This window comes from Pseudomonas laurylsulfatiphila, assembly GCF_002934665.1.
Taxonomy (GTDB): Bacteria; Pseudomonadota; Gammaproteobacteria; order Pseudomonadales; family Pseudomonadaceae; genus Aquipseudomonas; species Aquipseudomonas laurylsulfatiphila.
Genome location: NZ_NIRS01000001.1, coordinates 369,500 through 381,690, shown reverse-complemented (window position 1 = coordinate 381,690; position 12,191 = coordinate 369,500). Strand labels below are relative to the sequence as shown.

12 protein-coding genes are annotated in these 12,191 nt (G+C 62.2%); 6 read left to right on the top strand and 6 right to left on the bottom strand.

Features of this window, described 5'->3' with window-relative positions:
• Positions 1 to 3: 3 nt before the first annotated feature.
• From pqqB to CD175_RS01675, 6 genes are all read left to right on the top strand, one after another.
• A complete protein-coding gene (gene pqqB, locus CD175_RS01700; RefSeq protein ID WP_104447408.1) occupies positions 4 to 918 on the top strand; it encodes a pyrroloquinoline quinone biosynthesis protein PqqB in 915 nt (304 codons plus the stop codon).
• Positions 919 to 1,062: 144 nt separating this feature from the next.
• Positions 1,063 to 1,815 (top strand): pyrroloquinoline-quinone synthase PqqC, encoded by a 753-nt coding sequence (gene pqqC, locus CD175_RS01695; RefSeq protein ID WP_104447407.1) that lies wholly within the window; start codon positions 1,063 to 1,065, stop codon positions 1,813 to 1,815.
• Positions 1,812 to 2,084 (top strand): pyrroloquinoline quinone biosynthesis peptide chaperone PqqD, encoded by a 273-nt coding sequence (gene pqqD, locus CD175_RS01690; RefSeq protein WP_007972043.1) that lies wholly within the window; start codon positions 1,812 to 1,814, stop codon positions 2,082 to 2,084. Before pqqC ends, pqqD begins: the two co-directional genes overlap by 4 nt.
• Positions 2,062 to 3,204: a pyrroloquinoline quinone biosynthesis protein PqqE gene (gene pqqE, locus CD175_RS01685; RefSeq protein WP_104447406.1), complete on the top strand. Its 1,143-nt coding sequence runs from the start codon at positions 2,062 to 2,064 to the stop codon at positions 3,202 to 3,204. Before pqqD ends, pqqE begins: the two co-directional genes overlap by 23 nt.
• Positions 3,205 to 3,438: 234 nt before the next feature.
• Complete coding sequence (gene ercA, locus CD175_RS01680) at positions 3,439 to 4,602, top strand: alcohol dehydrogenase-like regulatory protein ErcA (RefSeq protein ID WP_007972176.1); 1,164 nt, start codon at positions 3,439 to 3,441, stop codon at positions 4,600 to 4,602.
• Positions 4,586 to 6,322: a PAS domain-containing hybrid sensor histidine kinase/response regulator gene (locus CD175_RS01675; protein WP_104447405.1), complete on the top strand. Its 1,737-nt coding sequence runs from the start codon at positions 4,586 to 4,588 to the stop codon at positions 6,320 to 6,322. Before ercA ends, CD175_RS01675 begins: the two co-directional genes overlap by 17 nt.
• On the opposite strand, the gene CD175_RS01670 is transcribed toward CD175_RS01675, so the two are convergent.
• The 6 genes from CD175_RS01670 to copC form a co-directional block, all read right to left on the bottom strand.
• Positions 6,298 to 7,182, bottom strand: coding sequence for an aldose 1-epimerase (locus CD175_RS01670; RefSeq protein WP_104447404.1), 885 nt, complete (start codon positions 7,180 to 7,182; stop codon positions 6,298 to 6,300). The two genes, CD175_RS01675 and CD175_RS01670, sit on opposite strands and share 25 nt — an antisense overlap.
• A 117-nt stretch (positions 7,183 to 7,299) precedes the next feature.
• Positions 7,300 to 8,187 carry an SMP-30/gluconolactonase/LRE family protein gene (locus CD175_RS01665; RefSeq protein WP_104447403.1) on the bottom strand — a complete coding sequence of 296 codons (888 nt, stop codon included), beginning with the start codon at positions 8,185 to 8,187 and terminating at the stop codon, positions 7,300 to 7,302.
• A 52-nt stretch (positions 8,188 to 8,239) separates the two neighbouring features.
• Positions 8,240 to 9,064 carry an NAD-dependent epimerase/dehydratase family protein gene (locus CD175_RS01660; RefSeq protein WP_007972168.1) on the bottom strand — a complete coding sequence of 275 codons (825 nt, stop codon included), beginning with the start codon at positions 9,062 to 9,064 and terminating at the stop codon, positions 8,240 to 8,242.
• 261 nt (positions 9,065 to 9,325) lie between these two features.
• On the bottom strand, positions 9,326 to 10,621 hold the full coding sequence (locus CD175_RS01655; protein ID WP_205886310.1) for an OprD family porin: 1,296 nt from the start codon (positions 10,619 to 10,621) through the stop codon (positions 9,326 to 9,328).
• 245 nt (positions 10,622 to 10,866) lie between these two features.
• Positions 10,867 to 11,724, bottom strand: coding sequence for a copper homeostasis membrane protein CopD (gene copD, locus CD175_RS01645; protein ID WP_104447401.1), 858 nt, complete (start codon positions 11,722 to 11,724; stop codon positions 10,867 to 10,869).
• A gap of 3 nt (positions 11,725 to 11,727) precedes the next feature.
• Complete coding sequence (gene copC / locus CD175_RS01640; protein WP_104447400.1) at positions 11,728 to 12,093, bottom strand: copper homeostasis periplasmic binding protein CopC; 366 nt, start codon at positions 12,091 to 12,093, stop codon at positions 11,728 to 11,730.
• Between the last annotated feature and the right edge of the window lie 98 nt (positions 12,094 to 12,191).

Here is a 12,191-nt window from a genome sequence, read left to right as displayed (position 1 = left end):
GCCATGCACATCCGCGTTCTCGGTTCCGCCGCTGGCGGTGGTTTCCCGCAGTGGAACTGCAACTGCCGCCAGTGCGCCGGTGTGCGCAATGGCAGCCTGCGGGCCCAGCGTCGTACGCAGTCGTCGATTGCCTTGAGTGACAACGGTGTGGAGTGGGTGCTGTGCAACGCGTCACCGGACATTCGCGCGCAACTCGAGAGTTTTGCACCACTGCAACCGGCGCGGCGCCTGCGTGACAGCGCCATCGCCGGCATCGTGCTGCTGGACAGCCAGATCGACCACTGCACCGGTTTGCTCAGCCTGCGCGAAGGCTGCCCCCATGACGTCTGGTGCACCGAGCGTGTGCATCAGGACCTGAGCAGCGGTTTCCCGCTGTTCACCATGCTCGGACACTGGAACGGCGGGCTGCACTGGCAACCGGTCGGCCTCGATCGTCAGCCGTTCGGCATAGCGGCCTGCGAGCATTTGCAGTTTCGCGCGATTCCCCTGGTGAGCAACGCGCCGCCGTATTCGCCCAATCGCGGCAACCCGCAACCGGGCGACACCATTGGCCTGTTCGTTGAAGACCTGCGCAGCGGCGCGTCGCTGTTCTATGCGCCGGGCCTTGGCCGAATCGACGATGAAGTGCTGGGCTGGATGCAGCGTGCCGATTGCCTGCTGCTGGACGGCACCCTGTGGCGCGACGACGAGATGCGTATTTGCGAAGTCGGCCAGAGCCTGGGCAGCGAAATGGGGCACCTCCCACAAAGCGGCCCCGGCGGGATGCTGGACGTGCTGGAGGGTTTCAACCGCCAGCGTAAGGTGCTGATCCACATCAACAACACCAATCCCATTCTCGATGAAGACTCGGCCGAGCGGGCCTTGCTGGAGCGGCGGGGGATCGAAGTGGCTTATGACGGCATGAGTATTGAGCTGTAGCGGCTGGCCCCTTCGCGAGCAGGCTCGCTCCCACAATGGATTTCTGCTGTACATGAAATTTGTGTTCACACCGAACACCTGTGGGAGCGAGCCTGCTCGCGAAGAGGCCTGACCAGACGCCGCCGAGCTTCCCGGAGAACCGCAATGACTGACAACGCAATGACCCCCAGCGAATTCGAAGCCGCCCTGCGCGCCAAGGGCGCCTACTACCACATCCACCATCCTTTCCATCAAGCCATGTACGCCGGCCGCGCCAGCCGCGAGCAGATCCAGGGCTGGGTCGCCAATCGCTTCTACTATCAGATCAACATTCCCCTGAAGGACGCCGCGATTCTCGCCAACTGCCCGGACCGCGACGTGCGCCGCGAGTGGCTGCAACGGATTCTCGACCACGACGGCGTCCCCGGCAGCGAGGGCGGAATCGAAGCCTGGCTGCGCCTGGGCGAAGCCGTGGGCCTGGATCGCGAGCAGATCCTCTCCCAGGAGCTGGTGCTGCCCGGCGTGCGTTTCGCGGTGGACGCCTACGTCAATTTCGCCCGTCGCGCCTGCTGGCAGGAAGCGGCCAGCAGTTCGCTGACCGAACTCTTTGCCCCACAGATCCATCAGTCTCGACTCGACGCCTGGCCGACCCATTACCCGTGGATAGACGTCGCCGGCTATGACTATTTCCGCACGCGCCTGAGCCAGGCGCGGCGCGATGTCGAGCATGGATTGCGCATCACCCTGGCGCACTACGTGACGGCCGAGGGGCAACAACGCATGCTGGAGATCCTGCAATTCAAGCTCGACGTGCTGTGGAGCATGCTCGATGCCATGAGCATGGCCTACGAACTTGCACGTGCGCCGTATCACACGGTCACCGGCGACAACGTCTGGCATCGGGGGATCGCCCTGTGAGTCTGATCGATCGTCAGCAGTCACCGGCCTTGCGTCGCGGTTTTCGTCTGCAATGGGAACCCCGTCAGGACTGCCACGTGCTGCTGTACCCCGAAGGCATGATCAAGCTCAACGCCAGTGCCGGGCAGATTCTCGACCTGGTGGATGGTCAGCGCAGTGTGGCAGCGATCATTGAGCGATTGAGCGCGAATTTTCCCGGCGTACCCGGGATCGACGAAGATGTGCTGGCGTTTCTGGAGGTGGCCCATGCGCAATTCTGGATCGAGTGAGACACTGCCCGGACCGCCGTTGTGGCTGCTCGCCGAGCTGACTTACCGCTGCCCGTTGCAGTGCCCCTATTGCTCCAATCCGTTGGACTTTGCCCGGCACGGCGAGGAACTGAGCACGCAAGAATGGATTCGCGTATTCCGCGAGGCGCGGGACATGGGCGCCGTGCAATTGGGCTTTTCCGGTGGTGAGCCGCTGGTGCGCCAGGACCTCGCCGAACTGATCAAGGCTGCCCGGGACATGGGCTACTACACCAATCTGATCACCTCCGGCATCGGCCTGACCGAGCAGAAGGTGCGCGACTTCAAGGTGGCCGGTCTGGACCATATCCAGATCAGCTTCCAGGCCGCCGACGAAGCGGTGAACAACATGCTCGCTGGCTCGCGCAAGGCCTTTGCCCAGAAACTCGCCATGGCCCGTGCGGTGAAAGCCCAGGGTTATCCGATGGTGCTGAACTTCGTCACCCATCGACACAACATCGACCGCATCGCGCAGATCATCGAGCTGTGCCTGGAGCTGGAGGCGGACTTTGTCGAATTGGCCACCTGCCAGTTCTATGGCTGGGCTGAACTCAACCGCGTCGGCCTGCTGCCCACCCGTGAACAATTGCAGCGCGCCGAGCGCATCACTAACCAATACCGCGAATGCCTTGAAGCCCAGGGTCACCCGTGCAAGTTGATCTTCGTCACCCCGGACTACTACGAGGAACGCCCCAAGACCTGCATGAACGGTTGGGCCAACCTGTTTCTCGATATCACCCCCGACGGCACGGCCTTGCCTTGTCACAGCGCCCGGCAGTTGCCGGTAGCGTTTCCCAACGTGCGTGAGCACAGTCTCTCGCACATCTGGAACGACTCGTTCGGCTTCAATCGTTTTCGCGGCGACGACTGGATGAAGGAGCCGTGCCGCTCCTGCGACGAAAAGCACAAGGACCTGGGCGGGTGCCGCTGCCAGGCCTTCATGCTGACCGGCGATGCCGCCAATGCCGACCCGGTGTGCAGCAAGTCGCCGCACCACGGAGTGATCCTCAAGGCCCGCGAGGAAGCCGAGGCGCCGGGGTTGGGGATCGAACACCTGACGCTGCGCAACGCGAAGGCTTCGCAGCTGATCTATCGCGGTTAGTCTGGCGACACAGATCCCTGTGGGAGCGAGCTTGCTCGCGATGAGGGCGGCACATTCAACATTGATGTCGACTGTGAGGCAGCTATCGCGGGCAAGCCCGCTCCCACAGGGGGGCTGCGGTGAATTCGAATGTGAGTACACTCCGGGCCGTGCTACCCATTGGTCTGATTGCATTCACAGCAGGATGGTTTAGTGTGGTTTCTACCTTCCAAAACAATAAAAACAGGCTTTCCAATGAGCCAGAGTCTCAACCAGCTGCGCAAGTTCGTTTCCCCTGAAATCATTTTCGGTGCCGGCAGCCGCCACAGTGTCGGCAATTACGCCAAGACCTTTGGCGCACGCAAGGTCCTGGTGGTCAGTGATCCCGGCGTGATCGCCGCCGGTTGGGTCGCCGATGTCGAGGCCAGCCTGCAGGCGCTGGGCATCGAGTACTGCCTGTACAGCGATGTCTCGCCGAACCCTCGGGTTGAAGAGGTGATGCTCGGTGCCGAGATGTACCGGGAAAACCACTGCGACGTGATCGTCGCCGTGGGTGGCGGCAGCCCGATGGACTGCGGCAAGGGCATCGGCATTGTCGTCGCCCATGGCCGCAGCATTCTCGATTTCGAGGGCGTGGACACCATCCGCGTGCCCAGCCCGCCACTGATCCTGATTCCGACCACCGCCGGCACCTCGGCCGATGTCTCGCAATTCGTGATCATTTCCAATCAGCAGGAGCGCATGAAGTTCTCCATCGTCAGCAAGGCCGTGGTGCCGGACGTTTCGCTGATCGATCCGGAAACCACCCTGAGCATGGATCCGTTCCTGTCAGCCTGCACCGGCATCGACGCCTTGGTGCATGCCATCGAAGCCTTCGTGTCCACCGGCCACGGGCCGCTGACCGATCCTCATGCGCTGGAGGCGATGCGCCTGATCAATGGCAACCTGGTGCAGATGATCGCCAACCCGAGCGACATTGCCCTGCGCGAGAAGATCATGCTCGGCAGCATGCAGGCCGGGCTGGCGTTTTCCAACGCCATCCTGGGCGCCGTGCATGCCATGTCCCACAGCCTCGGCGGCTTTCTCGACCTGCCCCACGGTCTGTGCAACGCGGTGCTCGTCGAGCATGTGGTGGCCTTCAATTACAACTCGGCACCAGAGCGTTTCAAGGTAATTGCCGAGACGTTCGGCATCGACTGCCGGGGCCTGAATCACCGGCAGATCTGCGGGCGCCTGGTCGAACACCTGATCGCCCTCAAGCACGCCATCGGCTTTCACGAAACCCTCGGTTTGCATGGCGTCAGGACCTCGGACATTCCGTTCCTGTCGCAGCATGCGATGCACGATCCGTGCATCCTGACCAACCCGCGCGAATCCAGCCAGCGTGATGTCGAGGTCGTCTATGGCGAAGCCCTCTGACGAGCAACAACGGGCCTTGACCGGGCTGCTGGGGCTGGGCAGCCATTCGGCGCGCAAGAGTCATTACCCGGAACTGGCCGCGCGCCTGGATGATCTGGAAGCCGAGCGCAACCGCTACAAGTGGCTGTTCGAAAACGCGGTGCACGGGATCTTCCAGGCCAGCCTGCACGATGGCATGCGCGCCGCCAACCCGGCGCTGGCACACATGCTCGGCTACCAGGACCCGCAGGAGGTGCTGTTCTCCCTGACCGACCTGGGCAGCACCCTGTTCGTGGACGGCGCGCAGGAACTGGAAGCCATCGGCGAAATCCTCAGGCACCAGCGTAGCCTGCACGGCTATGAAACCCGCTTGCGGCGCAAGGACGGCAGTCACCTGGATGTGTTGATGAACCTGCTGCTCAAGCCCGGCCAGGAAGGCCTGGTGGAAGGGTTCGTCTCCGATATCACCGAGCGCAAGCTGGCCCAGCGACGCCTGCAGCAACTCAATGACGAACTGGAGCAGCGCGTCGTCGCGCGCACCGATGAATTGCTCGAAGCCAACCGTAACCTTCAGCAGCAGATCACCCAGCGTAAACAGATTGCCAAGGCCTTGCGCGATGCCCGCGATGCCGCCGAGGCCGCCAACCACAGCAAGGACAAATACCTCGCCGCCGCCAGCCACGACCTGCTGCAACCGCTGAACGCCGCGCGGTTGCTGATTTCGACCTTGCGCGAACGCAAGTTGCCGGAAGCCGAACAGGTGCTGGTGGAACGCACTCACCAGGCCCTGGAAGGGGCCGAAGACCTGCTGACGGATCTGCTGGACATTTCCCGGCTCGATCAGGCCGCGGTCAAGCCGGACATTGCGTCATACCGCCTCGACGAACTGCTGGGGCCTCTGGTGTCGGAGTTCCAGTCCGTCGCCCAGGCAGCCGGCTTGAATCTGCGGGTGCACATGGCCGATTACGCCATCAGCACCGACTTGCGCCTGATGACGCGGATCCTGCGCAACTTCCTCAGCAATGCCTGCCGCTACACCGATGACGGCAGCATCCTGCTGGCGGCAAGGCGTCGGGGCGAGATGTTGCGCCTGGAGGTCTGGGACACCGGGCGTGGCATCGCCGCCGACCGGCTCGATTCGATCTTCCTCGAGTTCAACCAACTGGACGTCGGCCGCGCCGCCGACCGCAAGGGCGTGGGCCTGGGGTTGGCGATTGTCGAGCGCATCGCCAAGATCCTTGGCTACAGGATTGGCGTTCACTCGTTGCCGGGGCGGGGTTCGATGTTCAGCATCGAGGTGCCGTTATCTGATGAGGTTCCATTGCCCGTGAGCCAGGCGGTGCCACAGCCGGGCACCGGCAACCCGTTGCCGGGACGCCGTTTACTGGTGATCGACAACGAAGTGAGCATTCTCCAGAGCATGGGCGCGTTGCTCGGGCAGTGGGGCTGCGAGGTTCTGGTCGCCACAGATGAAGCGGCTGCGCTGGCGGTTTTAGGCGGGCAGGCGCCGGAACTGATTCTCGCGGACTACCACCTCGATCACGGGGTGGTCGGCTGTGATGTGGTGCGACATTTGCGTGAGCATTTCCACCAGGACATTCCCGCGGTGATCATTACTGCCGACCGCACTGACCATTGTCGGCGTGCGTTGCAGCGGCTCAACGCGCCCTTGCTGAACAAACCGGTGAAGCCCGGCAAGTTGCGAGCGGTGTTGAGTCAACTGTTGGGGGCATCTGCCTGAAACGGCCGATACTGCAGGGTCAAGCCCAGTTCGATGGCTTGACCTTGCTCCAGCAAACGCAACCCCGGCCGACCGGGCAGGTGGTGCGCGTTGACCGGGTGACTCACCGGTTCGATGCAGAAAAATTCCAGGCCCACGGGGCAGTAGAGCAGGTAGTAGTCGCTGCCGGAGGCCTGACAGTCCAGCTCGTATCCGAGGTCGGGCTGGCGGATCAGGCAATGGCCGTTCCATTCGCAGAAGCCGTTGTCCACGAGCGATTCGGGCAATGGCTGGAGCTGCTGAAAATCCCACTCGAGCGGCAACGCGCTGAGTTGCGTCGGTAGTTTTTTCTCATTGCACAACCATACCTCGCGGGCCGCGGCCTGCAGTCGGGTGTTGGCGGTGCGCGGCAGATACGGATGCAGGCCCAGTCCATGCCAGGCCGCGTGTTCGGCCAGATGCGTAACGCTCAATTCGATGCTCATCTTGCCCGCGTTCAAATGGAAACGTTGCCGGGCGCGATAAGCGAAGGGGGTTGTGCTGTCGAGTTGCAGGACCACTTCATTTTCCGACCGGGAAACCACTTCCCACGATTGCTGCCAGGCGCTGCCGTGAATCGGCAGGGGATCGGTGAGGCTGTTGGGCGCCAATGCCAGCCAGCCATCGGGGCAATCGAAACCGCCTTCGGCGATGCGGTTGGACCAGGGGATCAAGGGAAAGCAGCCGAGCTTGCCGGGCAGGCCGGTGTTCAGGGCGTGCTCATCGGCGTGGCGCAACAAGGGCTGGCCGCTGCTGCGCACGGTCCAGTTGACGATGCTGGCGCCAATGTCGGGGGCGAGGGTGAGGCGGGTGAGGTCGTCTTCGAGTTCGAGCAGATTCATTGTTTTTCGTTCTGCGTTGGAATGGCGGGAAAGATCGCAGCCTCGTTGCACTCGACAGCTCCTACCTTGACGGCATCCCCCTGTAGGAGCTGTCGAGTGCAACGAGGCTGCGATCCGTCAGGACTTGAACAAAGGCTCAGGCAATCCCTTCACCCCGGGATCAAGGGCAAACACGCCACCGGCCAGCGACTGAAGGTCCTGGTCGTCGCCGGGGCGGATCGAGGTCACGAACAGCGTGTCCAGTCGAGGGCCACCGAAGGCGCACATGGTGGGTTTTTTCACCGGTACCGCGAGGGAGCGGTCAAGTCGGCCGTCGGGGGTAAAACGGTGGATCAAGCCGGCGTCGTTGGCGCAAATCCAGTAGCAGCCATCGGCGTCGACCGCCGCACCGTCGGGTCGACCTTCGTGCCGGTTCATGTCAACGAACACGCGGCGGTTGGAAGGGGTGCCGGTTTCGATGTCGTAGTCGAAGGCCCAGATCTGCTGGACCTGCGGATGGGAGTCGGACAGGTACATCGTGCGCCCGTCCGGGCTGAAGCCCAGCCCGTTGGGCACGATGAACCCGCTCAGCCGGGAATCGAGTGGCCCGCGTTGCCCGGCGCTGTAGCGGTACAACGTGCCGTTGGCGGCGTTGGCGCCCATGTTCAGCACCATGCTGCCGGCCCATAAGCGTCCTTGGCGATCGCAGCGGCCGTCGTTCAGGCGCATGTCGGCGCGGGCATGGTCGACGTGGGCCAAGGGTTCACTGTCGAGACTGCCGTCGTTGCGCGGATGCAGGCGGAAGAACCCGCTTTCCATGCCGGCGACCCAGCCGCCGTCGGCATGACGCGCGATGCAAGCGAGCATCTCTGGGGTTTTCCAGGTTTCCACCTGCCCGGTGTCGGCACTCCAGCGCTGTAAACCACCGACGGGAATATCGACCCAGTACAGAGCGCTTTCCTCGGGCACCCAGACCGGGCTTTCACCGACTGCGTTACGGGCGTCGACAATCAATTCGGCTTGCATGGCAACTCATTCCCTTGGCTTTTGTTGTGGGGATCAAGTGGGGCGCGAAGGTTCAGTCACCGAACGGGCCGGCTACGCAAAAGGCGCCGCCCTGGTACAGCCGCGCCGGGTCATCGGCGGCAGGCATCGGCTGGGCTTCGATTTTTTCGCGGAACTGTTCGGAGCTGTCCTGCGCGACAAAACCCAGGGCCGTAGCGTAGCGGTTGTCCCACCAGACGTCCTTGTTGTCGGACACGCCGTAGACCACGGTGTGGCCGACGTTCGGGGTGTACAAGGCGCGTTCGAGCAGTTGCGTCAGGTCGCCGAAACTCAGCCAGGTGCTCATCATCCGCCGGTTGTGCGGCTCGGGGAACGAGGAGCCGATGCGCACGCTGACGGTCTCGATGCCATAGCGGTCGAAGTAGAACGTGGCCATGTCTTCGCCGTAGGACTTGGACAGGCCGTAGTAGCTGTCGGGGCGGCGAGGGGAGTGGGCGTCGATGACTTCGTCCTGCCGGTAGAAGCCGATCACATGGTTGGAACTGGCGAAGATCACCCGCTTCACCCCGTGGCGGCGCGCGGCTTCGTAGATGTGGAACACGCCGCAGATGTTGGCGCCGAGGATCTCTTCGAACGAGTGCTCGGTCGACACGCCGCCGAAGTGCAGGATCGCGTCCACGCCTTCGACCAGTTGATGTACCGCTTGCTTGTCGGCGAGGTCGCACGGCATCACTTCTTCGCGATCATCGATGGCGGGCGCGATGTCGGCGATGTCCGACAGGCGAATGACATTGGCGTAAGGGCGCAGGCTTTCGCGCAGGACTTTGCCGAGGCCACCGGCGGCGCCGGTCAGCAGCAGGCGGTTGAAAGGGGGGCGGGCGGTTGCTGTGGTCGTCATGGGAATCCTGGGTGCGCGGTTGTTGTTATTGATTTGTTGTAGGTTGTCGTATGACTTGGGTGAAGTATCGTTAGGCTTTCCGGCTGTTGTCAACGCGGCATGGGTGGAAATTGACGGAGGGTCGTCCTGTTCTGTCCTGTAGGAGCGAGCTTGCTCGCGATGGTCGTCAACGATAACGCTGGAAACCTGATACCCCGTGGCGTTCTCGGGTTCATCGCGAGCAAGCTCGCTCCTACAGGGGCTGGTGTTGATGCGTACGATTTACAACAACGAAATCGGGTAGCTGATGAAAATGCGGTTTTCATCGAATTCGTTGGTGCTGAAACTCTTGCGGATACTCGCGTTACGCCATTTCACGTTGAGGTTTTTCAGGGCACCGCTCTGCACCGTGTAGGCCAGTTCGGATTCGCGGCCCCATTCCTTGCCGTCGGTGATCGCGCCGGTGTGCACGTTGTCACCACTGATGTAGCGGTTCATCAGGGTCAGGCCGGGAATGCCGAGGGCGACGAAGTTGTAGTCGTGGCGCACCTGCCAGGATTTCTCCCGGGCGTTGTCATAGCTGGAGTTGTAGCTGTCGTTGGCCAGGGTGCCGCCGCTGGTGCCGTTGACCCGCATCCACACGTCGTCGCCGGTGAGTTTTTGCAGGCCGACATAGAAGGTGCTGCCGCCATATTTGGCCGAGAGCAGGGCAAACGCGGTCTTGTTGTCGAGGTCACCGGCCTTGGCGCTGCCGTCTTCCTTGCCGATGAAGTAGCCCAGGTTGGCGCCCAGGGTCCAGTCGCCGACGGGCTGGCTGTGGGTCAGGTTGAAGTATTGCTGCTGGTAAATGTCGCTGAGTTCCGAGTACCAGACGCCGACCTGCGTGCGTTTTTCATTGAACGCGTATTCACCGCCGCCGAAGTTGAAACGGTCGGAGGTGAACGCCGTTTTTCCGTTCATGAACATGTCTTCCATGCTCGCGTCATTGCGCGGGCTGTTTTTCTGGAATTGACCGCCGTACAGCGTCAGGCCGCTGATTTCGGTGGACGTCACCTGGGCGCCCTGGAACGTCTGCGGCAGTGAGCGGCCATCGTCGGAACGCAGGATCGGCAGCACCGGCATCCATTCGCCGACCTTCAATTCGGTTTTCGAAATCTTGCCTTTGAGCGCCACGCCCAGGCGGCCGAAATTGTCGGCGGGGCGGCCGTCGTCGTGGATCGGCAACAGTTGCGTGCCGCCAGTGCCCTTGCCGCCATCGAGCTTCTGCGAGTACAGGCCCAGTACATCGACACCGAAACCCACGGTGCCCTGGGTGAACCCGGACCTGGCATCAAGGATGAAGTTTTGCGTCCACTCCTCAGCCTTGCCCTGGGGGTAGGCCGGGTTGATGTAATTGCGGTTGAAGTAGGCGTTGCGCAGGTTCAGCGTGGCCTTGGCGTCGTCGGTGAAGCCTTCGGCCTGGCAGGTGATGGGCAAGGCGAGGGCCAGCCCGCTGCAGCCGATCAGGCTCAGGGTATGACGACGAGAAAGGTTTAAACGCGAAGAACGGGCGGACGAAATGCGGACGAGCTTGCTCACGGTGACGCTCCCTTGTTTCTTGTTTTTATTGTTGTCATACGTCGTCGTACAACATTGGGGGCGATATTTGCGGGATTTCTCTGGGTTGTCAATCGGAAGTTATACGATGACTTGGTGCAGACTATGGGATATCCGAGAAACCTGTGGGAGCGAGCTTGCTCGCGATAGCGGCCTAACATTCAACAGAAATGTTGACTGACAGTCCGTCATCGCGAGCAAGCTCGCTCCCACAGGGGAATGGATTGTCAGCTGGAAATCATGGGGGGCAGGGTGCCGAGTAAAGAAACCGCCGCCACTGCACCAAGCCCCAGCATCCACTCCAGCATCACGCTGGTGCGCAATGCTTGCAGGCGCTGCTCGCAATCATTGATCCGCAAGCGATTGAACAATGCCAGGCCCAGCATCGTCGCCACCAACGTAGCCTTGATCAACAGGATCAAGGCAAACCCGCTGAACAGCGGCGTCGGCCAGAATGCCCCGGTGAGCACCCTTACATTGATCAGCCCGGTGATCAGCAGCCCCGCGACCAGGCCGTAACCAACGCCGCTGAAACGCTGCAACATCACGCGGATCGAATGCCCCGCAGGCTGTCGCAGAATCATCATCAGCAACAACAGGCCGCCGAGCCAGGCACCCACGCAGAACAAGTGGATCAGTTGATTGAGGATCAGCAACTGGCCTGCGCTGCCATCGAGCATGGCGCCGTGGCCGACCGGGGCCAGGGTGGCCAGCAGCAGGCCGCTGAGGCTCAGGCGCAGTGCAAGGCTTGCGCGCAAGGGTGTCAGCAGCAACGCCACCAGCGCGAGGTTAATCAGCAAATGCCAGCGCCAGACCTGGCCGAAAAAGGTATTGCCCAGCACCAGGTACAGGGTCGACGGATCAAAGGCCGCGTCCCAGGCCCCGGCCATGCTCGCGGTAATCAGCAACAACCAGCAGACCCCGCTGGCCAGCGCCACCACGGCCAGCCAACGGCAGGTGCGTGCCAGGCGCTGATCCAGTGCGCTTTCGTCACTGGATAGCAAGGGCCTGAACAGCCAGGCCCCGAACAGCATCAGCACCACGATGAAATGCAGGAAGCGACACAGCACCAGCGCACTCGCCATGAGTTACTGGCCAACCTTGAAGGCGTAGGCACCTTCGCTTTTGTGGGTGTCGACCGATACCGCGTGCCATTCGACCTTGTAGGTACCGGCGGTCAGTGGCGCGGCGGGGGTGACGACCAGGGTCTTCTTGTCGTTGCCTTCGGTGGTCAACGCTTTCACCGCCACCGGTGCGCCATCCCGGGTCAGGGTGACTTTGGTGAAACTGGCCTCGACACCCTCGGAGAACTCCAGGCGCAATTGCGTGGGCGCGGTCACGGTGCTGTCGGCGGCCGGTGTCTGGCTTTTCAGGTGGGCGTGGGCCAACACCGAAGAAGCGGCGAGCAGCGAGCCGAGCAGGGCAGCGACGGTCAGGGTTTTCTTGAGCAGCATCGTGAGTACCTCAGGCAGTTTCCAAGTGCGCAGAGTTTAGCTTTCCGACAGCGGCTGTACGAAGATTCGTTTTCCCCTGTCGCCGCAGTCCAGAGCGG